Source organism: Weissella muntiaci, from assembly GCF_008107635.1.
GTDB classification, from domain to species: Bacteria; Bacillota; Bacilli; order Lactobacillales; family Lactobacillaceae; genus Weissella; species Weissella muntiaci.
The window spans coordinates 204,543-230,859 of sequence record NZ_SDGZ01000010.1; the positions used below are offsets into that span (position 1 = coordinate 204,543).

Here is a 26,317-nt window from a genome sequence, read left to right on the forward strand (position 1 = left end):
TACTCCTTTCTTCGTAAAATAGTTCGATCATCGAAATAATCGATAATCAAATCATAATTCTTGAACATTTACTTGTCAACTGTCTTGTTTTAGACAAACATCATAACATGTGTATATAAAAACAGGACCTGATCTATCAGTTAGATCAGGTCCTTCTTATTCTTTGTATTTTTAATTTAATAAACCAACACGTCGAAAGATTTCGTCAATATGCTTCAAATGCCAATGATAATCAAAGGCATCCGCTATCTCAGTCTCAGATAAAAGTTCAGTTATTGCAGGTGCTTGTTCTACTAATGTTCTAAACTGAATTTGCTCATCCCACGCCCGTGCTGTCAGGGGCTGAACCGTGTCATAAGCCGCTTCACGTGACATTCCGCGATCAATCAACTTTAACAACAACCGCTGCGAATAAATCAATCCATAGGTTCGATCCATATTCTTCAACATCTGCTCAGGAAAGACCTGCAGCCCAGTTAAAATATTATTCATCCGGTTTAGCATGTAATCCAATAGACTGGTTGCATCAGGTAGCATAATCCGCTCAGCCGATGAATGCGAAATATCTCGTTCATGCCACAAAGATACGTCTTCCAATGCCGGCACAACATAGCCCCGTAAGACCCGTGCCAGGCCTGTTATATTTTCAGCAGAGATTGGATTACGTTTGTGTGGCATCGCCGAGGAACCTTTCTGCCCTGCACCGAAACCTTCCTCCACTTCATGAATCTCTGAGCGTTGCAAAGATCTTAACTCTGTTGCAAGCTCCTCCAAAGTGGTCCCTATCAAAGCAAGGGTCGTCAAATAATCTGCATGTAAATCTCTTGGCAAAACCTGCGAGCCGATCATCTGTGGTTCTAACCTTAATTCCTGCATTGCCCGAACTTCTACTTCTGGTGGAATATTAGCAAAAGTTCCAACCGCACCTGAAAGTTTTCCAGTCGCAACTGCCTCAGCCACTCTTTCAAAGCGCGCAATATCTCGATTAATCATGGCATAAAAACGCGCTAACTTTAATCCAAAAGTTGTCGGCTCTGCGTGAACGCCATGAGTCCGCCCCATCATTACCGTATCTTTATAACGTAACGCTAAAGTTGCCAAGGTTTCCTTCAGCACATCCAAATCAGCTTTAATTAGAGCATTCGCCTGCCTTAAACGCAAAGCCTGGGCCGTATCGACCACATCAGTCGATGTTAAACCATAATGAATCCACTTTTTCTCGGCATCTAAATATTCAGAAACATTCCGAGTAAATGCTACCACATCATGTTTCGTGATTTGCTCAAGCTCGGCAATGCGCGCTGAATCGAAATTCGCCTTTTTTTGAATTGCATTCAAATCAGCTGTTGGCACCAAACCAACCACATTCCAACCAATTGTGACAGCAATTTCAACATCTAGCCATGTTCGGTACTGATTATCTAGCGACCAAATCGCTTGCATCGCTGGTCTCGTATAACGTTCTAACATTGCATCTCCTAAAATTACGAATATTAAATCATTTGATAAGTTAATTTTACAGCAAAATACGTACATTGCCCAGCAATTTATCAATAAAATCAAAAAACTCACTCTTTTAACTGAGTGAGTTCCTTAATATATTTAAGCTTAATGGAAGACCATTCCACCATCCGTAACTAATGTTTGCCCGGTCATATAATTTGAGTCAGCCCCAGCTAGGAAAGCAACTCCACTCGCTACCTCCTCAGGTTCAGATAAACGTCCTAAAGCGATTCCTTCTGAGAACTGTGCCATTCCCCATTCATCTGACTCACCAGCATTTTGGCCAACCTCATGGGCAATGTCAAACATCATTGGTGTCTTAACAATTCCAGGTGCAAATGCGTTAACTGTGATTCCGAGTGGTGCTAATTCCTTGGCAGTCGTCTGGGTAATCCCACGAATTGCAAATTTGCTAGCTCCATAAACGGTCAGGTTAGGATTTCCTTCAACGCCAGCTTGCGAAGTCGCATTGATAATCTTGCCACCATGATTAAGTTGCTTAAATGCATTCACAGCCGCCTGCGTCCCCCAGATTACACCATTAATATTGATATCAAAAGTCCAATCAATTGTTGCTTCATCCACTTCCATAATTGGCGTTGTTGGAGCAACACCCGCGTTATTGATCAAGACTGTTAAGTCACCAAAATGTTCAACTGTCTGATTTACTCCCGCAAATACTTCATCACGCTTTGCCACATCAGCGGCAATCGCCAATGCTGCACCAGGATGAACCGCGTTAATTTCTTCAATCACTCGTTCCAATTTTGACAATGTTCGACCAACTACTGCGACCTTAAAACCGTCGTCTGCCAAACGTTTCACAATTGCTTCACCAATTCCCTGACCGGCACCAGTTACGAAAGCTACTTTTGTCATCTTAATCCTCCAAAGATTTTTCAACATAGTGAAAAATATAACATTTTTTCTTTTATTATACTCATGGAGGGCTTCCTGTAAATAGTACTAAAAAGCTTAAAGATAGCCAAAATTATATCTATTTATCGCTTGTTTTCTGATTTCAATCATCTTTATTACGCAAGTATGTTACCTTACGCACAATTCATAGTTGATCATTCTAAACAAAAAAGCAATCATCCTTTATTTAGGATAATCGCTTTTATTGATTAATTATTTTAAAAGTTAATTTGATGACGAACTAGAACTTGATGTCGAACTTGTCTTCATAGCAGCAGCTGCCGTTGAATATTGTTGCAAGACGTTCTTCAAGTCAGAATCCTTGATTGAAACATCAGCCTTTGCCAATTCTTGACCAATAATTCCTTGAACAGTTGATTGATCTTGCATTGCAGCGTCCAACTTGATTTCTTCCATCTTAGACTTAAGTGACTTGAATGACTTCTTCTCAGCAATTGAGTTCATCTTGATGATATAGTATGCACCACTAGTTGACTTAACCGCAGTCTTAGTATACTCACCCTTCTTCAACTCAGTAGCAGCCTTAACAACATTTGCGTCAACAGTCTGACTAGTTGAGTCGAAGGCAGGCATTTTACCACCATTATCCTTTGTCTCACTATCAGTTGAATTGTCTTTTGCAAGTGTTGCAAAATCACTTCCGTCATCAAGCTTACTAATAAGATCCTTTGCAGTACTCTCGTCAGCAACCTCAATCACAGAGACATTCATATTTGGTGTATAGCTTGCGTATGCTTCCTTTAGATCAGCTGTTGAGAACTTCTTATTAGCCTTCACAGCCGCACGTTCCAAGGCCTGCAAACGAATTGAATCACGGAAAGTAGTCTCCGTCAAACCGTTTGATGCCAATTGAGCTGAGAAAGAAGAACCGTATTCAGACTCAACTGATGAATATGATGCATTAACAGCTTTATTAGTTACTTGCTTGCCGTAATTCTTATCCAAGACTTTCTGGATAATCATGTTTGCCATTGTTTGTTGTCCAGCGGACGTTTGCTTCACACTACTTACATAGTCTGCTTCAGTAATTGATCCGGCATTTGAAGTGGCAAGTGACTTACTGCCACCTAACCCCCAAATTGCCAAACCAACGGCAATTCCGACAACAACAATAACTGCGATTATTTTTTTCCACATTGGAAATCAACCTCTTTCATTCTATATTTCACTACTCAACTTTCTAGTTTAGCATACATAATTAACTTAGTCGCTAGTCAGTTCTCGATAGCTTGCACCCATTGCAAAGAGCCCATTATCCAGCTCTTCTGCAATTCTCAAATGTCCAATCATATCAACTCTGGCGTAGTGTAACTGAGCCGTATTGAAAATCCACTGGTAGTTTGACCAATTGGCCAACAATGATCGATCGGCGTCCGTAACCCGCTCAATCATGAAGCGAACTGTCAGACGAGTCCACTGCACACCAGTTACCTTCTCCAAGAAATTCAAATGTGTGTATGGCATTGGACGAATATCAGCCGCCGTAATTTCACCATCAATTGGTAAACGGTCTACAACCAACTGGTACATCCCTGGACTTGCAATATTCAACTTTGGTCTAGGTAGGCTTTCCAACAAGCTAGTTGTCAGGGCTTCACGATCCAACACAATTCCAAGATTATCCTGATGTCCCAACGCAATAATGTGCAGCTCCTTACCATCATAGAAGTAATTAATGAGCGTCTGTTCGGTTTCGCCCGCCATGCTGGTTGGCAAATACTTATCCTTAGCAATTACTTTTACACGAATTCCCATTTCACGTAAAGAAGTAATCAATTTTATACGATTGCCTGGTACAAACACTCGTGTCGGCTGCTCAACCTCAATCACATTCATCACATCTGAAATCTCTAATGGTTCAAAATAATGCTTGTCTGCCAAATCAGGGATGGCCGTTAAATCATGGGGGTTATTATTCATAATAATCGTCTTAATGCCATTATTAATCAATTCCCCCGCAACCGATGCCATTACGTTTGAAGCCGCCGCACCATCACCTAAACGAAAAGCACCCGCTCCAATAACCAATGCGGAATCTTCGCCCAAACGATTTGTTTCATTTTCTTGCTCAAAGGTCGAGTAAAATTGTGAAACGGATTCTTCAAACTCACCCGCCGACGGCTCGAAGGCCTTGTAGGTTGGCAAAATTCCATTATCCCAACGGTAACGGCGAATCTTAGGATAATCGTCATGCCAAAGACGCGCAATTAAGCCATCTGATAAGCCATAATATTTAGCCTCGCGTAGCACTTCCGCATCAAATTGATGCTCACTCACTGCACGTTCGAGTTCCATGATCTTTCGAAGCTTATAAAAATAAAAGGTATCAATTTTGGTCAATTCTGCCAATTCATCAACCGTATAACCGCGTTTAAGAGCCTCAAGTAATACCAAAATCCGATTATCTCGTGGATGAATTAATTGTTCAATAATCTCATTATCGCTAAGTGCATTCATAATCGTAGGTGAAAATGAACGATTCGAAAAGTGCGCAGCCCGCAAAGCTTTTTCCAAGGCTTCTTCTAATGAGCGTCCAACACCAATCGTCGCACCAACTGATTTTTGAACCGTATCCAGACGATGTTGTGCAGCCACCCCATTATCTTCTAACTCATCAAACGGAAAGACCGGAAAACGCATTACGATATGATCCATTGACGGCTCCATAAGCGCAGTATATTTGGGATAATTTTTAGGGATTTGGGTTTCGGCCAATGTTTCGCCCAACATCAGACCAGTCATAATTGGCACCAAAGGATAACCAGTTGCGGTTGTTACTAACGCTGATCCACGGTCATAATATGGAGTCACTCGGGTAATTACATATCGTTCACTATCCTTTGCAACCGCAAAACGAACCTCCAAAAGTCCCGTCACCTCAAAACCACGCGCCAAAATAAAGGCAGTCTGACGCATTCTTTGATATAGCGGATCAGGTATTGTTTGGATCGGTGTAATGGCAATCGAATCCGCAGTATGAATTCCAACTGGATCCAAATCCTCAACTCCACCAACAACCAACATTGTGTCCCGACGATCACGTACAACCACCAATGAAACTTCCTGATAACCGGCAATGCTTTGATCGATGTTAACTTGTTTCGTCAATGAACGAGCAAATGCACGTTCAGCCGCCAACTCCAAATCATCTGCACTCTCAACTTGCAGGCGCAAAGTTTGCCCAATCGGTGCAACCGGTCGCACAACAACTGGGAATTCAAAATCACGTGCGGCATCGAAAACCTCACTCATATTTGAAGCCAATTTGGTTTTGATTGCTGGCTGTTTCAGTTGTAACAGTCGTTCTTGTAGTGTTTTTGAATTTTGGACAGCATCCATCAAAGCCGGCTTAACTCCAAGAATTTTAGGCGCTTGAGCTTCCAAAACCTCCAACACTTCCGCCGCCAGTCGAATTGCAGTTAGTCCACCAACAGTCGGAATAATTGCCGTAATATTAAAATCTTCAATTGCTTGCAAGATATTAGTTGTGTTTACTGATTTTTGAATTGTGACAATATCCTTGCGCCCTAAGGTCAGGCTGAAGGGATTATCATCAATAATGAAAACAGCATGATTGCGTGCTAACAACATATCCACGACTTGATAACTTGCCGCATCACCTTCAGTCTCTTTACCGAAGTCATTTGTCGATCCGCCAATTAATAGAATTCGCTCAACCATTAAACAGCTCCTTCCTTACGCATCGTGACAACTTCCATAAATTCAGCAAAAACCTGAGTTGCTTCTAACGGACCGGGTGCAGCATCTGGAAAGAATTGCACAGAAAAGGCCGGGAAATCTCGATGTCTCAGTCCCTGAACAGAGTTATCAGTCAGATCAATATGGGTGATTAACAAGGGCAATTCGGCCAATGATGCAATATCAACACCAAAACCTTGTCCTTGGGTGGCAAAGATCACCCGATTAGTGATTTGTTCACGAATTGGATGATTCATACCATGACGCTCAACCGGGATCTTATTCAACTTCGCCCCATTTGCAAGTGCAAACAGTTCATGCCCAAGTCCAACCCCAAATAAAGGCACGCGTTCTTGATAATATCTAATTAAAGTCAGAATTCCATCTGGAACATTCTGTGGCGCCCCAGGCCCCGATGATAGTACCAATCCATCTGGATCAAGGTTGGCGACCTCATCGATGGTTGCCGTTGCTGGTAACACGGTCACATTTGCATCAAAATCACTTAAAACACGTAAAAGACCACTCTTAAGACCAAAATCAATCACAACCACGTTAGCACCACGGCCAGGGTTGGCATATGCCTTTGGCGTCGCAACTTGTTGGACTTGTTTTGTAGTAAGCACCATCGCAGATAGCTGGTCGAAAGCATGTTGATCAGGTTCATCCACAATCGATGCCTTTTGCGTCCCAGTCTTTCTCAAATGCCGCGCCAAAGCACGCGTATCAATTTTTGACACACCGGGAATATTATGGCGCTTTAAATAAGCGTCTAGCGTCATTTGCTGTAAACGATTCGTTGAAACTTCAGCAATTTCTCTTGCGATAACACCCTTTACAACCGGCGTGATTGACTCATCCGCTCGATGATTGATCCCAGCGGCGCCAATTGTCGGCGTCGTAAAAGTAATAAATTGATTATGATAGATCGGATTGGTGATCACTTCTTGATAGCCAGTCATTCCTGTGTAAAAAACGATTTCGCCAAAAGTTGTTGCGGGCGCACCAAACGCCTCGCCACTAAAAACCGTACCATCCTGTAAAATTAAGAACCGCTTACTCATGAGCGACCTCCCTAATCTTCCTCTCACTGAAGGAAGTTTCTAATTGTCAGTTAATTTCGACAGAATCGCGCCCATCAATTTCAGAAACATTAACTTTAATATGCTCTGAAGCTGCTGTTGGAATGTTCTTCCCAACGAAGTCGGCCCGAATTGGTAATTCACGGTGTCCGCGATCAACTAAAACAGCTAGGTTAACAACAGCTGGACGTCCATTATCCATTAAAGCATCCAATGCAGCACGAATCGTCCGACCAGTATAAAGAACATCATCAACTAAAATTACACGCTTACCATCTAACTCCAAGTCTAAATCGACCTTGATTTGATCAATTAACCGTTGATCATCGCGATATGATGAAATATCGAGTTCTGCAACTGGGATATTAGCGTCTTCCAACTGTTGCAAACGCTCGGCGATTCTTTGCGCAATAAAAACACCACGAGTTTTTATACCAACAATCACCAAATTGTTAATACCCTTATTCTTTTCAATTATTTCATAAGTAATTCGCGTTAATGCACGTTGCATTGCCATCGCGTCTACGATTTCTTTAGTCATAACCGTCTCCTAGTCTCCGTTAGTGTCTGCATATGGTTCAAGTTGTTCAAGGATTGCTGAAAAATTGGCTGGTAATGGCGCTTCGAATACCAATTCAGCCTGGGTCTTAGGTTGCGTAAGTCCAAGGGTTGCCGCGTGCAAATATTGACCTTGACCCGGCAAGGTTTTCTTAGGTCCGTACAAAGGATCTCCGGCAACGGGATGACCGATATATTGCATGTGCACCCGAATCTGATGTGTTCGTCCAGTCTCCAGAGTAACTGCCAACAAGGTATAACCGACGTAGCGCTGTAGGACCTTGAAATGGGTAACAGCATCGCGTCCGTCCTTAATAACCGCCTGCTTTTTCCGATCAGCTGTTGAGCGACCAATTGGAGCCTTAATGGTTCCCTCGTTCTCTTGGAATTCACCATGTACTAATGCGATATATTGTCGCAAATTCTTTTTAGCCTTCAATTGAGCCGACAATGCCTCATGCGCCTGATCGTTCTTCGCAACCATCAGCAAACCAGACGTATCTTTATCAATCCGATGAACAATTCCAGGCCTGAAGACCCCATTAATTGTCGAAAGTGGCGTATGATACATCAATGCGTTCACCAGCGTACCGTCTTCATGGCCAGCTGAGGGATGTACAACCATCCCTTGAGGCTTATTCACAACCAATAGATCATCATCTTCATAGACAATATCAAGTGGAATATTCTCAGCCTGCAAATCCAGCTCTTTTACCTCTGGCACGGTGAATTTGATCAAATCACCTGGCTTAACAGAATACTTGGCCTTTTTGATTGCGCCATTGACTGTAACCAACTCATCCTTAATCCACTCAACAACCTGACTTCGCGTGTATTCGGCAAATTCATCAGCGATGACCTTGTCCAGTCGTCCGCTTTGTTGTTCAATCTTTATCTGTTGCTCTTCCATCATTTCTCCTTGAATAAATCTGTTAATTGCCTGTGAAAACGTCGATTCAACCAAAGATTGTAATTCTCGCCCTCAAAACTAAATAGCACACCGCGCTTTGTAAATTGTACATACTTCATGTCCGCGATCGGCATGTAAACATTATGTAATGAACCTAATTGCTTCATGCGGATCGCAGAATTATCTTCGATAATTTCCATCTTACGACGTCTGATCATGATCCATGCCGCAAGGATAAATGCAAACAAGAATCCTGCTGTCCAAACATTGAACTTAGTTACTTCGAGTTGCATAATTAATGCAAGTAATGCTAACATGCAGACCCATGCCCAATTTACCCAGCCGACAATTCCTGCTGGTTGATAGTACCCCTTCATGGTCAACCTCTTTTCTTTATTATCCGTCAGATTAAATTATACCAAAAACAAGGAAGTTCTTGATGTTAATTAAAATTTTTACTGATGCGGCCACTCAAGGCAATCCTGGTCCAAGTGCCGCTGGCATAATTATTGTAGTCGCCGGACAACAAATTCAACTTAAATCAAAGCTTGGTCAGGCTAATAATCATGCAGCTGAATTCCAAGCTGCTATTTGGGGATTCCAGCAACTAGCCCACTATGCTCATGCTGATGATACCATCATGTTCTATACTGACTCTCGCATCGTTGCCGACGCAGTGGGTAAACAATATGCTAAGAACTTTAGTGATAGCTTTCAGGAGCTAACCCGCTTAATCGATCGGTATCACATAGTTTTAACGGAATGGATTCCTGATAAACAAAATCGTGGTGCACACAACCTTGCACTGCAAGCACTTCACTGAAAACGTTTTGTCCCTAAAACCAAATGTGCTGATTAAATCTGTCGTTCAAAAAAGATCCCACTAGACTTTGTGTCTAGTGGGATTTTCTGAATTTAGATTTACATCATACCCATGCCTGGTTGAGCTGCCGGCATTGGCATCTCTTCCTTAGGTTGCTCAGCAATCACGGCTTCGGTTGTTAATAACAAAGCTGAAACTGAAGCAGCATTTTGCAAAGCTGAACGCGTTACCTTAGTTGGATCAACGATTCCTGCTGCAATCATGTCTACCCATTCATTAGTAGCTGCGTTATAACCAATTCCGACCTGTTCAGTCTTCAAACGATTTACGATCACTGAACCCTCAAGACCAGCGTTCTCAGCAATTTGTCGTACCGGCTCTTCAAGCGAACGCAAAACGATGTTAATACCCGTTTGAACATCCCCTTGTTCTGAAAGTTCAGCAACTGCTGGAATCACATTGACCAAGGCTGTTCCACCGCCAGCAACGAAACCTTCTTCGACAGCTGCACGAGTAGCATTCAAAGCATCTTCAATTCGATACTTACGTTCCTTTAGTTCAGTTTCAGTAGCCGCACCAACATTAATAACCGCCACACCACCGGACAACTTTGCCAAACGTTCTTGTAACTTATCACGATCAAAATCAGAAGTTGTTTCACTGATTTGGCCCTTGATCAAAGCGACCCGCTCAGCAATAACGTCCTTGCTTCCAGCACCTTCGACAATCGTAGTATTGTCCTTAGCAATGGTTACCTTACCAGCTTGACCAAGTTGCTCCAATGTTGCATCCTTCAAATTCAAGCCAAGGTCATCTGTAATGACAGTTCCATTGGTTAGGATTGCGATATCTTCAAGCATCGCCTTACGACGATCACCGAAACCAGGTGCTTTCACTGCGACAACATTAAATGTTCCGCGCATCTTGTTTAATACAAGAGTTGGCAAAGCTTCACCAGTAATATCATCAGCAATAATCAACAAAGCTCGTCCTTGCTCAACAACACTCTGCAAAACAGGTAGAATATCTTGAATATTTCCAATTTTCTTATCAGTGATCAAAATATAAGGATTGTCCAAGGCAGCTTCCATCTTGTCTGTGTCCGTCACCATGTATTGTGACATCCAACCACGATCGAATTGCATTCCTTCAACTACATCAAGGGTTGTTTCAATCCCCTTTGACTCCTCAATGGTAATAACACCATCATTCCCGACCTTCTCCATTGCTTCGGCAATCAAATCACCGACTTCTGGATTAGCTGCAGAAATTGATGCCACTTGTGCAATCTCTTCCTTTGTTGAAACTGTCTTTGACATCTTATGCAAAGCATCAACGGCTGCATCAGTTGCCAATTCGATTCCACGACGTACTCCAACTGGGTTAGCACCCGCGGTCACATTTTTTAGGCCTTCATTAACGATTGCTTGTGCCAAAACAGTTGCCGTTGTCGTACCGTCACCAGCAATATCATTAGTCTTAGATGCGACCTCGGCAACCAACTTAGCACCCATATCTTCAAAATGGTCCTCAAGCTCAATTGCCTTAGCAATTGTCACACCATCATTTGTAATTGTTGGTGCACCGTAACTTTGTTCGATCACAACATTACGTCCCTTAGGACCCATCGTTGTCTTAACCGTATTTGCTAACTTATCAACCCCTGCTTGCATCTTTGCACGTGCGTCTTGGGCGAACATCAAATCTTTTGCCATAATTTTAGATTTCCTTTCTTAGATAAATTAATTAAAAAACACCAATTACATCTTTTTCATGCACGATCAAATAATCGTCACCATCAATCGTTACCTCTGAACCGCTAAACTTATCAAAAATAACTTCATCGCCAACTTTAAGTTGGCTCGGTGCCTGTAAATCACCAACTGACTGAGTTGAAACAGCTACGACTGTTGCGACCGTTGACTTTTCTTTAGCATTCGCTGCCAACAAGATCCCACCAACTGATTGTTCAGTTGACTCCTTCACCTGCAACACTACACGATCACCTAATGGCTTAATCATAAGAAACCTCCAGCATTATAGTTAATTTTTTGATTTATGATAATTAGCACTTTAAATACCTAAGTGCTAATAACAATAATAATTGTACCGCAACCACCACAAATTTCAAGTGGTTTGATTAAAAATACGCACTTTATTCAAACGCTTCCAATTGAATGCTCAATTCAGTCCAAGTCTCTTCTGCATGCGCCAGTAACATCTGCGTTTCTTCTAATTCTTTTTGCAAATCTGTTAATTTACCAAGATCGGAACCATTTGCCGGATCATTTAGTTGCGCTTCTACCAAGCCAAGCTGTTCGCCATACTTTTCCATCTCAGTTTCAGCCGCTGCAATCGCACGATTGATACGCCTTAGTTCACGCTGTCGCTCTTTAAGATCACTTTGCGAACTTGCTACGCTAACCGGCTCACCAACCACTTTATCGACTTCAAAGGAAGCCTTCGCTCTTGATTCAGAATCCGACTTGACTTGGGTCTTCTCCAAATAATAGTTATAATCGCCATCAAAAAAGCGTGTACCTGTTTTCGACAACTCAATCACTTCAGTAGCCACTGCATTGATGAAATAGCGATCATGCGAGACAAAGAAAATCGTCCCATTATACTCATTTAATGCCGTCTCCAGCACCTCACGTGAATCAATATCCAAATGATTAGTTGGCTCATCTAAAATCAAAAAATTATCATGCTGCATTGACAGCTTAGTCATCAATAACCGCGCACGTTCGCCACCTGAAAGCGAAGCAACATTTTTCTCAACCGCTTCACCCGTAAATAGAAACGAGCCCAAAATTGAACGAATATCTTTTTCTGAAACCATTGGATGTTCATCCCAAACTGAGTTCAAGACACTTTTCTTTGGATCCAGTGTGGCCTGCTCTTGGTCATAGTAACCAACCGTGACATTTGCACCAAGTTTGATTGTTCCACCCAGTGCGGGTAATTGCCCCAAAATGGTCTTAATCAGCGTTGATTTACCAACGCCATTTGGGCCAACCAGCGCAACAGCATGCTGTTTATCAACGTTAAAGGTAACATTTTCAGCCAAAATCTGTGTGAGATCGTAGCCTAATCGAACATCCGCTAGCTGCAAAACTTCCTTACCACTGTCTTCATTGGCAGCAAAAGTGATATGGGCGACACCACTTTCATTCTTAGGTGCTTCAATGCGCTCCATCCGCTCTAGTTGCTTCCGTCGCGATTGTGCCCGCTTCGTCGTAGAGGCACGGACAATGTTACGATTCACGAAATCCTCAAGCTTTGCAATTTCTTCCTGCTGCTTATCATAGGCCTTCTGTTCATTCAGAAGTCGTTGAGCTTTCTGCTCCATAAACGAGGAATAATTGCCACTATAATGATCCAATTGCCCTGTATGCATATCGTAAACTTCTGTAACCACTCGATCTAAGAAATAACGATCATGCGAGACAATCAGCAAAGCCCCTTGATAATTCTGTAGATACTGCTCAAGCCATGCCAATGTTTGCATATCAAGATGGTTGGTTGGTTCATCTAAAATCAGTAAATCAGGCGTCTCAAGCAGTTGCTTAGCAATTGCCAAGCGCGTCCGCTGCCCACCTGATAATGATGTTACCTTCTGATCATAAAAAGTTTCATCAAAGCCGAAACCATGCAAGACCGCTCGAATCGTCGCGTCATAGCCGTACCCATTGCGCATATTAAAGTCGTACTGAACCTGATCGTATTCACTCAGTAGGCTTTGATATTGCTCGCTTTCATAGTCGGTTGCATTAGCAATCTTAGTCTCCAATGCACGCATCCGCGTTTCCATCTTGATCACTTCACTAAATGCTTCCAACATTTCATTGTAGACACTACGATCGGTTTCTAGGCCTGCATTCTGCGCCAAATATGCCAACCGCAAGCCTTTCTTCATTGAAACAACCCCTTCATCCGGTTGTTCTTCACCAATCAACATCTTTAAAAGAGTCGATTTTCCTGCACCATTACGGCCGACAAGCGCGATCCGCGCCTTGTCCTGCACCTGTAAGGAAATATTTTCAAAAAAAGTTACTCCCGAAAATCGGCGAGCAACATCACTTGCTTGTAATATAATCATAAAATTTCTCCGTTTTTAACTCCTTTCATTGTAACAAGATTTCTCGAACAAAGTAAAAACGTCCTGGTCCAAAGGATCAGAACGTTTTTTAGTCAAATAATCAAAAGCTTAGTAGGCTTCTCCCACAATCACTCCATTAACATAACCGAAGCCGACATGTGTATAGCCACTATTCATTTCCCAATCATGGTGTCCGCTACCGGTTGCAGTTGTCATATTTGTTTCGTTGAACCAAGCGTTTACAACTGTATTACCTGCAGCAAATCCGATTGCGATCACTTCACCACCTGTATGCCAGTGATCTGCAGGAATACCTGAAGCGGCTGTCTGAGCCGCCCGTGAAGTTGCGCGCGCTGCTAATCCTGCATCCCACTGAAGCGGTGCTAAGCCGTTAGCTTGACGCAAGGCGTTCAAAGCATTCAACGTTCCATCAGCTGAACTAGTTGTATCAGCTGTGCTAGTCGCAACTGATGGTGTCGTAACTTGAGCAACCGGGGTTGCTGCCGGTGTTGATGGTGTCTCCGTCGCTGTTGAATTATCAACTGTCGCTGTAGCACTTGTGTCATCAGTTGTCTGACTGTTACCAGTCAATTCCAACACTTGCCCAACAGATAAGTAATCCGCATTAGTCAATCCATTAAAAGCCATCAACTGATCAACTGTAAGTCCTGTAGCACCAGCGATTGTTGACAAAGTGTCACCTTGCGCCACAGTATACTCAGTAGCCGTTACGTTGGCGTCTGATGAATTATTAGCAGTTTGCGACGCCGTAAAGTTCAATGTTTCTCCAATTGAAATCATGTTTGCGTCTGCCAAGTTATTGGCTGTCACAATTTGATCAATTGACACATTCCGCGCACTTGCAATTGCTGAGACCGTATCACCACTCTTAACAATATATGTTCCATCAGTGCTACTCATCGAATTTTTGACATCGGCAACTGAATTAGCCTTCCAAGCACTTTTATTAGCTGTGCTGTTAGCTGATGCCGTTGTCATATTCAATAATGGTGCAGCCGCAACTACTGCTAAAGCAGTCGCAATAACCCAGTTTTTACCAGCTTTGTACATTTTTTTAGTCATTTTAATTTTCCTTCTACTACTAATTGCTTTAATCACTGTAGTAAGAATAGCGAATCAATGTTACAAATGTATTTTAAAACAACGGCATTAATCAAACACAAATCTACGTTACTGTAATATTTAAAGTTATTTTAAACTAATATACGATCACAAAGGGCCTATTATAACTAAATATTTAACAAAAACTTATTCTATCTATAGACTAAAAATAAGTAATCAATAATTATAATGCAGGTGAGACTCTTAATTACAAATATTACAAAGCCAATAAAAAAGCACCTCAACTCGAGGTGCTTTTTAGTGAATTATGTTTATTTGTCAGCAGGCAACGAAACATTATTAATGAAGTATAGTAACGTTTGTAGCTCGTTCGTTAGATCAACGTTTTGTACTCGAACATCCGCCGGCACATCCAAGCGAAGCGGCGTGAAATTCAAAATCCCACGTACTCCCGCCTTTGCAAGCCGGTCAGCCAACTCTTGTGCAGCAGCCGAAGGCACCGTTACGATTGCAACTTCAATGCGTTGCGCGGCAATCTGATCTTCTAAGTCGTCCATCGCATAGACTGGAACGCCCGCTTGAATCGAATTGATAATATCCTCATTAACATCAAATGCGGCTGAAATACGTGCATTTGAGCTCTGGTGGAAGTTAAAATTCAATAGCGCTTGACCAAGATTACCAACCCCAATCAACGCTACGGATTCAAGTGTATCTTGATCCAAAATCTCACCAAAGAAATTCATTAATGCTTCTACATCATATCCATATCCACGCTTACCTAACGCACCAAAATACGAAAAATCACGACGAATTGTTGCAGCATCAAATTTGACTGCTTCAGCCAATTCATTTGAAGAAACACGTGTTTTACCTGAATCAAGTAACAACTTTAAATAACGGTAGTAAATCGGCAATCTTTTAGCGGTTGCTCGTGGAATCTCATGTTCTGCCATGTAGTGCCTCCTGCTTTTTTATCTCAATTATTATTCACAAACTATTTAAACCATTGTGAAAACACAACTTAGCATTATGATAGCACATTCCACTACTTGTGTGAACTTATTAACACGAGATTTTCACAAACTAACCTACTTTTCAAAGCTGATTTATTTAACAAATCAGTTTTATAACTCCACCATGAAAGTCGTCATTGACAGAAAACAAGCAAAACACTTATTTTTCTAAGTCATTTATATTCGAATTGCTAGATATAACTAAAATTATATGTAAGAATCCACTTTAGGCTACAAACGGTCAATTTTTTCATGAAGTAAATCCACAGACTTTTGCAACTCATCATGTCTTTTACGCATTTGCTTTGCCGCACGGTGCGAAGCCGTTGAGGCACCCGCCGCAATTGCCGCGCCTAGAGCGCTTGTAACATTTGTATAATTTCCCAGGACCAGTTGTACATCAGCACTTGGCTGTAAGGCTGGCCACACCATGCCAATCAAGCCAAAAATAACTAAATAGATAAACAGAAAAATAAAAATAAAGATTGAAATTGATGAATTTAAGATTTTTGGTAAAACGGCTATAAATTTATGCATACCGACCTCCCATCAGAAGAGCGACTATAACGACACCCCTAATTAATCGTCAGATTATCACTTGTGACTGCATACTCATCATCCAACCCTGCAATCATCTTGAACTTTGCCTTGCCAGTTGCATGTTTAACAACTTCCGCCAGTTCGTAGCGCATTACCATTTCATTATTACTTTTGCGGTAAAGGGCTTTGAACAACATCCGATATTCATCACTATCCGCACTGTGGCGCTGTGCCAACAGTGCAAATGGCTCTCCGATCGCTCCTTCAAGCCCATCACGCGCCTCTTCGAAGGCAGCCAAGGCCGCAACTGTAACTTCTGGACGCTCACAAATCTCCCACGCTTCTAACATCATTCCACCTCCATTACTACGGTTACTTTCAGTATAATTACGCATACATTTCAATGCCACTTATCTGCTTATAGACCTCTTTAATTAAGCTTTTATTCAAAAAAGCCAAACTTCTCACTCGAAGTTTGGCTAGTTTTTCTATTTTAAGTTAATACCCTTGCCGATATGCATTCATCATCAAACTACCAACAACAGCAAAGAAAATAATTTCAAGCACAATCAAACCAATAATCAAAAAGAATTCAACCAAGCCGGCTAGATTCCACGTTTTTTGCACCGCCTTGAACGTCTCAACATCTCGATAATCGCCTTTTTTCCACGCCCATTCATTCCCCTTTGCGCCAACGATGAAGATCCAAACGAAACCAAAGAATGGAATCAGTGATAATAAAGGCAAATATGTTTTATTACCAATCCCCCAAATCCAACTAAAAGTGAACGCACCCCAATTCCACCCTTTAACCTCATCCGGCACCATCACCTGCTCATCAACTTCCATAACCATTGCTCCTTTTCAATCCATCAACAACAAAAACCTTCTACTTTTGGGCCGAAATAATATCTGACTTGTATATCACTCTATTCAGTCTTTTAAATTCCGAATTACTTCACGTTGTATTTTATCATAAAAATACTAGTTATATTCCATATCAATCAAAACAAACAAGACGTCTTCAATAGATATGCAGAAGGAATTTACTTATCTGACTATTGGCTTAGGTAATTTTGGTATTAAGCCAAGGTTCCATCCAGTTCCGCGATTAGCATTATTCATATCATAATCAGTAAATCTCTTATGAATCATAACTAACCAAGTCTGTTTTATCAGACAGCACCATAGAACTTATTTAAATCCCTTCTAAACAAAAAGCCAAACTCAAATTAAGAGTTCAGCTTTGCATAACTATTTTCTTATTCGCATCATGCCCATCACTAACAAATATGACATGATAAGTGGTTTTGCAACAATTAAATTAGATCCACACTGATCAATCGTCATTCTTACGGGTCTTGATTAAATCAAAGTTCAGGAGACCGCCAATCACTGCTGATACAAGCCCGAGCAATCTAATCGCATCAAACCGATTACCCGAGGTAGAACCCGTTTTCGGCAAGATAAACGATTCTTGGTGTCGGTGCACCTCGGCTGCGATATTTTGATGATCAGCTTCTTTTTCAGATAAACTCAAGTTAGGTGTAGAACTAATCGCATCACCAACACCGCCCGGGGTAGGTAGAATTGCGGACGCAAAATAGTAACTGTAAACCAACCGACCATTCTGAACCAAAACTATGGTAGAGCCAGGCTCAACCACTACACCGTTATAGCTCACAGAAACTAACACTCCACCGATTTCAATGCCATACAATCCTATCATTGTTGCCTTAGGTGCAATCGGCACCGTGATCACGTCGCCAACATTCCCGGTGATTGTTACCGGTTGCCCTACATTCGCCAAGCTACTCGTGCCATCAACCATATAACTGATATTGGTCGTCGCTGATTCTTTGAAACTATAGTTGTAAACAAGTTCGCCATTCTGCGTTAATACAATGTCCGCACCACTTGTCACTGGTACACCGTTATACGTCACACTCACTAACTCGCCTGTCATGATATCTCCGTCAGGAGCAACCATCGTTGCATTAGGCGCTGTTGGCACTGTAACCGTATCACCGACATTCCCCGTAATCGTTACCGGTTGCGCCGTCGTTGCTTGATCCGTCGTACCGTTAGCTTGATAACTCACATTCGTTGTCGCCGGTTCTTTAAAGCTGTAATTATAAACAAGCTCGCCACCCTGCGTTAACACGATTTCCGCACCAACCGTTACTGACACGCCATTATACGTTACACTCACCAACTCGCCTGTCATGATATTCCCATCGGGCGCCACCATCGTTGTATTAGGTGCCATTGGCACTGTAACCGTATCACCGACATTCCCCGTAATCGTTACCGGTTGCGCCGTCGTTGCTTGATCCGTCGTACCGTTAGCTTGATAACTCACATTCGTTGTCGCCGGTTCTTTAAAGTTGTAATTATAAACAAGCTCGCCACCCTGCGTTAGCACGATTTCACTGCCCACCGTTACTGGTGCGCCATTATAAGTTACACTCACCAACTCGCCTGTCATGATATTCCCGTCGGGTGCCACCATCGTTGTATTAGGTGCCGTTGGCACTGTAATCGTATCGCCGACATTTCCGGTGATTGTCACTGGTTGCGTCGTCGTTGCTTGATTCGTCGTACCGTTGGCTAGATAACTTACATTCGTTGTCGCTGGTTCCTTGAAGGTGTAATTATAAACAAGCTCACCACCCTGCGTTAACACAATTCCCGCACCAACCGATACTGGCACGTCGTTATACGTTACACCCACTAACTCACCTGTCATGATGTTTCCGTCGGATGACACCATCGTCGCATCAGGTGCCGTTGGCACTGTAATCGTATCGCCGACGTTTCCGGTAATTGTCACTGGTTGCGTCGTCGTTGCTTGATTCGTCGTACCGTTGGCTAGATAACTTACATTCGTTGTCGCTGGTTCCTTGAAGGTGTAATTATAAACAAGCTCACCACCCTGAGTTAACACAATTCCCGCACCAACCGATACTGGCACGTCGTTATACGTTACACCCACTAACTCACCTGTCATGATGTTTCCGTCGGATGACACCATCGTCGCATCAGGTGCCGTTGGCACTGTAATCGTATCGCCGACGTTTCCGGTAATTGTCACTGGTTGCGTCGTCGTTGCTTGATTCGTCGTACCGTTGGCCAAATAACTTACATTCGTTGTCGCTGGTTCCTTGAAGCTGTAATTATAAACAAGCTCACCACCCTGCGTTAGCACGATTTCACTACCAACCGTTACCGGCACGCCGTTATACGTTACACCCACTAACTCACCTGTCATGATGTTTCCATCGTATGACACCATCGTTGTATTAGGTGCTGTTGGCACTGTAATCGTATCGCCGACGTTTCCGGTAATTGTCACTGGTTGTGTCGTCGTTGCTTGATCCGTCGTACCGTTGGCTTGATAACTTACATTCGTTGTTGCTGGCTCCTTGAAGCTGTAATTATAAACAAGCTCACCACCCTGCGTTAGCACGATTTCACTGCCAACCGTTACTGACACGCCATTATACGTTACACCTATCAACTCGCCCGTCATGGTATTTCCATCAGACGCTACCATCGTTGTATTAGGCGCCGTTGGTACTGTAATCGTATCGCCAACGTTTCCTGTAATCGTTACCGGTTGCGCCGTCGTTGCTTGATCCGTCGTGCCATTAGCCAGATAACTTACATTCGTTGTCGCCGGTTCCTTGAAGTTGTAATTATAAACAAGCTCGCCACCCTGCGTTAGCACGATTCCCGCACCAACCGTTACTGGCACGCCATTATACGTTACACTCACCAACTCACCCGTCATGGCATTTCCATCAGGCGCTATCATCGTCGCATTTGGTGCTGTTGGTACTGTAATCGTATCGCCGACGTTTCCGGTGATTGTCACTGGTTGCGTCGTCGTTGCTTGATCCGTCTTACCATCCGCTAGATAACTTACATTCGTTGTCGCCGGTTCTTTGAAACTGTAATTATAAACAAGCTCGCCACCTTGCGTCAGCACGATTTCACTACCAACCGTTATTGGCACGCCATTATACGTTACACTCACCAACTCGCCCGTCATGATATTTCCGTCAGGCGCTACCATTGTCGCGTTGGGCGCTGTCGGCACTATAACTGTATCGCCGACATCCCCTGTAATCGTTACCGGTTGCGTCGCCACTGCTTGGTTCGTCGTACCATCTGCTAGATAACTTATATTCGTCGCCGCTGGTTCCTTGAAGGTATAGTTATAAACAAGCTCACCACCCTGTGTTAGCACAATACCATTACCAACCGTTACTGGCACGCCATTATACGTTACACTCACCAACTCGCCCGTCATGGTATTTCCGTCGGGCGCTACCATTGTCGCGTTGGGCGCTGTTGGTACTATAACCGTATCACCGACATCCCCTGTAATCGTTACCGGTTGCGTCGTCGTTGCTTGATCCGTTGTACCATTCGCTAGATAACTTACATTCGTTGTCGCTGGCTCTTTAAAACTGTAATTATAAATAAGTGCGCCGCCTTGCGTTAGCACGATTTTACCGCCAACCGTTACTGGCACACCATTATAAGTAATTGATACTAACTTACCAGTAACAACACTGTTACCTGGCACCACCGTCGTTGCAACAGGAGCGTCTGGTACCGAAATGGTATCGCCAACATTTCCGACAACTGTCGCCGGATTATCAACCACCGCAGAACTTGCACTGTCATTGTTCAAATAACTTATATCAGTAGTAGCTGGAACTGCTACCACCGTTACATTAACCGTCTTACTAATCGAATTGCCAAAAAGATCTGTAAAGCTATAAGTCACCGGATAGACGCCAGGGGTTGTTGTATCAACAGAGCTTGATACTACCAGACCATTAACAGCAAAGGCCGATCCGTCTGAATTCAAAACCGTCACATCAGCTAAGGGATCGAACGTACTATATTGATCAATCGTACTGTCATTAGCAGTAATTTGAGCTTGATCCGCTATCACATTAACCGTTGCAGTCGCAGTTGTTGCCACCTGACCGGTCGTTGCATTGGAATAGTTATAGGTAATTGTATAGTTACCGGACTCACTCGCAACAAAGCTACTTACCCCAGATGGCAAGATCGTGCTTGTACTATCATCTGGTCCCTGATATGAGATAGTAACCAAGCCACCATTTACATCAGGGACACCAAAAGTCGTGCCAGCTAAACTATCATTCAAATCATTGACCATTCCATAATCGCCAACATTTACCGTCGTTCCCTGATCAACCGTTCCATTGCTAGTTGTTAAAGTTGGAACTAATGAAAAGATCCACTGATTGTTATTTGTATCAAAATTAGCTGAAACATTATAAGTCGGTCCAGTTGCGGCCGCATAATTCTTTTGCAGACTTACCGTTGCGACTGGATTGACCGCAGTCATTGGATAAGTATTTCCACCACTAGCTTGCGTGTTAACGGTTGCTGTCACAATCGGCGCTGCTGTTGTACCGCTAACCGTCCACGTTAGAGTCCCTGGGACACCATAAGGTGCCGTTTCTGTCAGAGTACCACTCAAGTTACCCTGTTCGTCAACATTAGCTGAAATCGGCAACGATGTAAGTGTTCCAGTACCCAGCACCGTTCCGCTCGCGCTGACTGCTGAATAGCTAACCGTGAAATTAATCACTGCACTCTCAGTTGAAGACACGGTGACCGGCGTCATATAAGCTCCCGAAGCAACACCAGTTACAATCTTTCCAGTACTATCAGTCGTATAACTTGGGACAAATCCATTAGTTGCTGAATTAACAATCTGGTAAGTCTGACCATCGTAAGTCACGATATAGTTTGCGTCATTTTCCGAAGTCAAATTGGCCGTTGCATCTAAACTAACAGTACCAGCAAGCGTTGGTTGCGATAACAATACACCGTCATTAATTGCTGTAAAACTCCAAACACCAGTTGTCGCATTAAAAGTTCCAATTGCCGGAACAACTGGTGCAGCCATATTTTGCGTTAGTTTATAGGTATAACCAGCAGCACTTGGACTAGAGACTGGTCCAGCTGCAAGCGGAATCAAATTGACCAACAATGGCTCTGCTCCAGTAATATTCCCGTTACTATCACGTAAATAAGTAATTCCAGCCACATTTCCCGGACCCGACTGTAATCCACCAACCATACTAGTATTATTCGATACTGCATACGCCTGCGACCCATTGGCTGAAGTGCTCGATGAAATGAAGAATACACCGTTCAACCAACCATTGTTGTTCAGATTCTGCATCCCCCACTCAGCAGTGTTCATTGTAAAGTAACCATTATTGATCGTTGTGATTATCGAATTATTGGTAAAGATCCCCTTTTGTGCAACAAAATTATCAACGCCATCAATTTCGTTAATGTAACTGTCTGAACTAATGAAATTAGTCGGCCGATACGGAATCAGATCAGCCGCATTCGGCTGTTGGCTTAGGTCTCCAAGATAATTTGTCGTACTTTGAATACGCGCCGCCGGAACAATTTGGAAGGTATTTGTCGTCCCACCTGCATCAGTACCTACTAACTGAATCGTCGCCTGATTTTGTCCTGGTTCTAACGGGTTCGGTGCATCAACCAACAAAAGAACTCCGGTAAGTAACTTACCGGTACTATCAATAGTTGTCCCTTGCGCCGCGTTGACGAGCGGATACAAAGTACTCCCACCCTCATATGTTGCCTGCAGGTTATTGATGGTATAACTCCCATCCGCATTCAACGTAACGACGCTCTGTAAGGCAGGCGTGATTGATCCAAAATTCGCTACCGCTAAGTTGATTGTGTTGTCTTGGTAACCAACCACCGTTGGCACCCCAACCTTTAATCCACTAACATCTTCAGTCACAATATGACCATTACTTGCTGTGTAGGTGACTGTATTACCGGTCGGATCAACCGTGTAAGGTCGTGGTCCAACTGCATCATAACCACTTGCAGAAACATAGATCAAATTAAAATTCCAGTTTCCATTTGCATCCTGCAAAGCAACCGCACTACCTGCTAACGGCGCCCCATTCGCATCAAGCATTGGATTTCCACTAGCATCGAGCACAGTATACGTTGCCGTCAATTGATTACCCAATGAGTGAATTTTACTTAAAACAACTGTATCAGTTGCCCCGGTCGTAATATCTGTGCCGGTGAAGGTTGTATCAACACTTGCTCCAGTATCATCAAAAGTCAGTGAAGTTGGCCCAGTTGTCGTTATATATCCAGTCGTAGTTGCAGCGATCGTCTCATTTGCGATCCCCACATTAATAACTGTCACGGCCGTCCGTGGCTTTGTATCAGCTGTCGATTGGTAACTATATGTTACGGTATAACTTCCTGGCAAAGTTGGTGTAAATGTATCATCAGCATTCACAGTAACCAAACTCCCTGTTGGATCAGTCACTGTGATTGTTGCCGCGGCACCTGTTCCATGCGCCATTGGCGTTTGACCGTCCGTATACTCAACACCATAATTGCCAACCACCGGCGTAGTTCCATACATATTTGTACTGGTTGAACTAGTAAAATCTTGAATACTTGGTTGACTAGTAGCTGGTAAAGTAACATGCCCATTTGCAACAACTGGTGTACTTGGCGTGATACTTGTCGTACCAGCCAAGGTTGCTAGATTAACCGGGACTCCTTCAGTTGCTGTAGCGGTAGGTGGCGCCCAAATCGCCGAACCGTAAACAGTAACTGGCCACGAACCAACCACCCGTTGCTGAGCTAAACCTGTAATCGGATCAGTATAGGAATAAGTTGCAGTATAAGTGTAGACGCCAGCAATATTGGAGTTAAAGGTTGTTGCATTGTTCGGCCCTGCAATCGTCACTGAAAGAACACCACCATCTGCCGGTGTAAAACCAGCTGGTGGCGCTACAACCCCACCAGTTGCATACGCAGTCAACGTGTAAGAAACTGCTGCTGCGGAACCATTATAAGGGTCATTAACTACAATTGTCGGATATGGCAATAATCCACCATCTCCATAACCAACCACCCATGTTGATACGAATTGTCGAAGCGCTAAAGTTGGTATCGTGTCAATTTGTCCCGAGGTTGCGGAACTAAAACTAACCAACGTACCCGTGCTCGTGGTCTGTGAAATTGAATAAATAAAACTTGGCGCAACGTTTATGACCTGCGTTCCAGTAATCGGATTGAGGTCATGAATTGATTGATAAGAATATTTAATCGTATAAGAAGTTGCACCCGCTGCCGCCGGAACAAAGGAAGCTACACCATTGGCCGCCACAGTCAACGGCATCACATTGCCATTTGCATCAAGCACTGTCAAGGTTGCTGCCGGACCGGTCGGAAAACCATTTGCAACCTCAGTACCATAGTTTCCTGCCGGCATACTTACTGGTGCTTCGACTGCTGCCGGACCCACTCCAGAAACCCCAGTCCAATCCATGATTGTGCCAGGTACATTGATTGGTTTTGCCGGCGTATATGTTATTGCTGATGCCGGAAACTGGATTTGCGAAGCAACAACGTGAATCGTTAGCGGAGTGGTCGAATGGACAGCATTACTTGGAGCTGTTGAAACTGCTATTCCTGCATTCGCTCCCGTTGCAGGTTGATAGGTGTAGGTAACTTGGTAGGCCCCTGCCACAAGTGGATTAATCGTCGAACTCGTTGTTCCATCTGGATTAAGAACTGACATCGTTAAGACACCACCATCAACAGCTGCCGTAACTGGCGTCGCAACACCTGTCAGATAGTTCACTTCGAATTCAATAGGACTTGCTTGAGCTGGATCTTTAACATAAACCAGTGCATTAACAATCGGCGTAATTGCGCCTAAAGTGGATGTTGAAGCGGCATTTGTCACAGCACTCGTCTTTGTACTACCAGAAGAAATGTTACTCATTAGAAAATTATAATAAGTAATTTGCGTAAAACTCGGCAACGTACTTGGTGCAGTTGTGTTGGTACCTGCCAACACCGTTGCTGGAATAAAGTTACCCGGGCTAAAGACTGGATTATTTGGGTCAGCACTTCCACCAACCATGCCGGTTGAACCTGTATTATTCAAACCTAGAGCTGTACTGGCGGTTCCCGTCGGCGTTATCGGGTCTGCAAATGCCATGGTCGCTGTGAGAACATCCTCTGCTATCGCCAGCGTGGCAAACTTAAATGCCATGGTTCCACTTGCGTTTCCGGCATTATCAACAAACGCAGTGCTATTTTCAGTATCTAGAATCTGACCAGTTGTTTGATCTGTTAAAGTCGCCGTCACTGGCTGAATCGTATTTGCGTCATTTGTATCGCCAACAACTAAATAGTCCAAACTGGCTGTCGAAGATGTTACATCCGTAAAATCATCGGTAACATTACCATTTGCCTGAACCCCAACGGCATCGGTGCTCAAATTTGAATCAATCGCACTCGCAACATTAGATAATTCATTTATGGAGTCTACGCTTGAACTAAGTGCACCAGCAGCACTCTGTGTACTAGACGCTTGACTGGTAGCGACTCCATTAACTGCCATTGAACTAGTATTTGCGGCCGCTGATGCGTCAACCAAGCTAGCTGCTTTCAATGAATCAGCGCTATCCAAACTTGCCACTGATGAATCAACCGTGGTTGACGCGGTGCTCGCTAACACTACAGTACTTGTAATTGGCGCTCCGCCCTCACTTGTCGCAACAGCCACCGGTCCATCTATGTTACCAGTCGATACACTATCAGCAAAAACGTCCGACTTAAAAAAGATGATAAAGCTTGAAAAGCCAATCACACCAAGTGCTTGAATTGAACGTTTTTTTGATAATCCTATTAAATGCATCTTTCATACCCTCTTATACAAAACAGTACGTATTCAATCGACCCATGAAGTCACTTTTAATGCCTGATACTGCTTTTTTACACCATTCGCTCTTTAAGTACACGCAAAACGCTATGTACATTCTCTAATGAGAAATTTATGCGAACTTCTTAACTATGTTTCACGTCATAAACGAGCGAACCCTCGCCCCCCGTTATGAGCATTTTATATTCATCGTAGTAGATCACATAATTCCTGATATTCAGTCCAAGATAAATAATCAATATATAGAAATAATAATACCA

Annotated in this window: 18 protein-coding genes; 1 reads left to right on the forward strand and 17 read right to left on the reverse strand. The window is 43.2% G+C overall.

Annotated features, from left to right (window positions below; translation table 11 throughout):
• Positions 1–171: 171 nt before the first annotated feature.
• The 8 genes from purB to ESZ50_RS03975 all read right to left on the reverse strand — a co-directional run bounded on the left by purB (position 172) and on the right by ESZ50_RS03975 (position 9,068).
• The gene (purB, locus tag ESZ50_RS03940) at positions 172–1,470 is read right to left on the reverse strand and encodes an adenylosuccinate lyase (RefSeq protein ID WP_148622296.1); all 1,299 of its coding nucleotides are present in this window, start codon (positions 1,468–1,470) and stop codon (positions 172–174) included.
• Between the two features lie 138 nt (positions 1,471–1,608).
• A complete protein-coding gene (locus ESZ50_RS03945) occupies positions 1,609–2,382 on the reverse strand; it encodes a (S)-acetoin forming diacetyl reductase (RefSeq protein ID WP_148622297.1) in 774 nt (257 codons plus the stop codon).
• A 264-nt stretch (positions 2,383–2,646) separates the two neighbouring features.
• Positions 2,647–3,579: a peptidylprolyl isomerase gene (locus ESZ50_RS03950; protein ID WP_148622298.1), complete on the reverse strand. Its 933-nt coding sequence runs from the start codon at positions 3,577–3,579 to the stop codon at positions 2,647–2,649.
• A gap of 66 nt (positions 3,580–3,645) precedes the next feature.
• The gene (locus ESZ50_RS03955; RefSeq protein WP_148622299.1) at positions 3,646–6,123 is read right to left on the reverse strand and encodes an ATP-binding protein; all 2,478 of its coding nucleotides are present in this window, start codon (positions 6,121–6,123) and stop codon (positions 3,646–3,648) included.
• On the reverse strand, positions 6,123–7,205 hold the full coding sequence (locus ESZ50_RS03960; RefSeq protein ID WP_148622300.1) for a carbamoyl phosphate synthase small subunit: 1,083 nt from the start codon (positions 7,203–7,205) through the stop codon (positions 6,123–6,125). The genes ESZ50_RS03955 and ESZ50_RS03960 overlap by 1 nt, the downstream gene beginning before the upstream one ends.
• A gap of 46 nt (positions 7,206–7,251) precedes the next feature.
• Positions 7,252–7,764 carry a bifunctional pyr operon transcriptional regulator/uracil phosphoribosyltransferase PyrR gene (gene pyrR, locus ESZ50_RS03965; RefSeq protein ID WP_148622301.1) on the reverse strand — a complete coding sequence of 171 codons (513 nt, stop codon included), beginning with the start codon at positions 7,762–7,764 and terminating at the stop codon, positions 7,252–7,254.
• Positions 7,765–7,773: 9 nt separating this feature from the next.
• Positions 7,774–8,691 carry an RluA family pseudouridine synthase gene (locus ESZ50_RS03970; protein ID WP_148622302.1) on the reverse strand — a complete coding sequence of 306 codons (918 nt, stop codon included), beginning with the start codon at positions 8,689–8,691 and terminating at the stop codon, positions 7,774–7,776.
• Positions 8,691–9,068, reverse strand: a complete 378-nt coding sequence (locus ESZ50_RS03975) for an EbsA family protein (protein WP_148622303.1) — start codon at positions 9,066–9,068, stop codon at positions 8,691–8,693. The genes ESZ50_RS03970 and ESZ50_RS03975 overlap by 1 nt, the downstream gene beginning before the upstream one ends.
• Positions 9,069–9,130: 62 nt before the next feature.
• Here ESZ50_RS03975 and ESZ50_RS03980 point away from each other — a divergent pair, with 62 nt between their 5' ends.
• Positions 9,131–9,514 (forward strand): ribonuclease HI family protein, encoded by a 384-nt coding sequence (locus tag ESZ50_RS03980; RefSeq protein WP_148622304.1) that lies wholly within the window; start codon positions 9,131–9,133, stop codon positions 9,512–9,514.
• 98 nt (positions 9,515–9,612) lie between these two features.
• Here the strand turns inward: ESZ50_RS03980 and groL are convergent, their stop codons facing one another.
• The 9 genes from groL to ESZ50_RS04025 form a co-directional block, all read right to left on the reverse strand.
• Positions 9,613–11,229: a chaperonin GroEL gene (groL, locus tag ESZ50_RS03985; protein WP_148622305.1), complete on the reverse strand. Its 1,617-nt coding sequence runs from the start codon at positions 11,227–11,229 to the stop codon at positions 9,613–9,615.
• A 31-nt stretch (positions 11,230–11,260) separates the two neighbouring features.
• The gene (locus tag ESZ50_RS03990) at positions 11,261–11,536 is read right to left on the reverse strand and encodes a co-chaperone GroES (protein ID WP_148622306.1); all 276 of its coding nucleotides are present in this window, start codon (positions 11,534–11,536) and stop codon (positions 11,261–11,263) included.
• 133 nt (positions 11,537–11,669) lie between these two features.
• Entirely contained in the window at positions 11,670–13,616 is a 1,947-nt protein-coding gene (locus ESZ50_RS03995; protein ID WP_148622307.1) for an ABC-F family ATP-binding cassette domain-containing protein, read from the reverse strand.
• Between the two features lie 108 nt (positions 13,617–13,724).
• A complete protein-coding gene (locus tag ESZ50_RS04000; RefSeq protein WP_148622308.1) occupies positions 13,725–14,699 on the reverse strand; it encodes a LysM peptidoglycan-binding domain-containing protein in 975 nt (324 codons plus the stop codon).
• A gap of 311 nt (positions 14,700–15,010) precedes the next feature.
• On the reverse strand, positions 15,011–15,655 hold the full coding sequence (locus ESZ50_RS04005) for a redox-sensing transcriptional repressor Rex (protein WP_148622309.1): 645 nt from the start codon (positions 15,653–15,655) through the stop codon (positions 15,011–15,013).
• Between the two features lie 291 nt (positions 15,656–15,946).
• Positions 15,947–16,252, reverse strand: a complete 306-nt coding sequence (locus ESZ50_RS04010) for a hypothetical protein (protein ID WP_148622310.1) — start codon at positions 16,250–16,252, stop codon at positions 15,947–15,949.
• 38 nt (positions 16,253–16,290) lie between these two features.
• Positions 16,291–16,608, reverse strand: a complete 318-nt coding sequence (locus ESZ50_RS04015; protein ID WP_222860789.1) for a hypothetical protein — start codon at positions 16,606–16,608, stop codon at positions 16,291–16,293.
• A gap of 145 nt (positions 16,609–16,753) precedes the next feature.
• Positions 16,754–17,104 (reverse strand): ribonuclease G, encoded by a 351-nt coding sequence (locus ESZ50_RS04020; protein ID WP_148622312.1) that lies wholly within the window; start codon positions 17,102–17,104, stop codon positions 16,754–16,756.
• Positions 17,105–17,594: 490 nt separating this feature from the next.
• Positions 17,595–26,033: a hypothetical protein gene (locus tag ESZ50_RS04025; RefSeq protein WP_148622313.1), complete on the reverse strand. Its 8,439-nt coding sequence runs from the start codon at positions 26,031–26,033 to the stop codon at positions 17,595–17,597.
• Positions 26,034–26,317 lie beyond the last annotated feature (284 nt).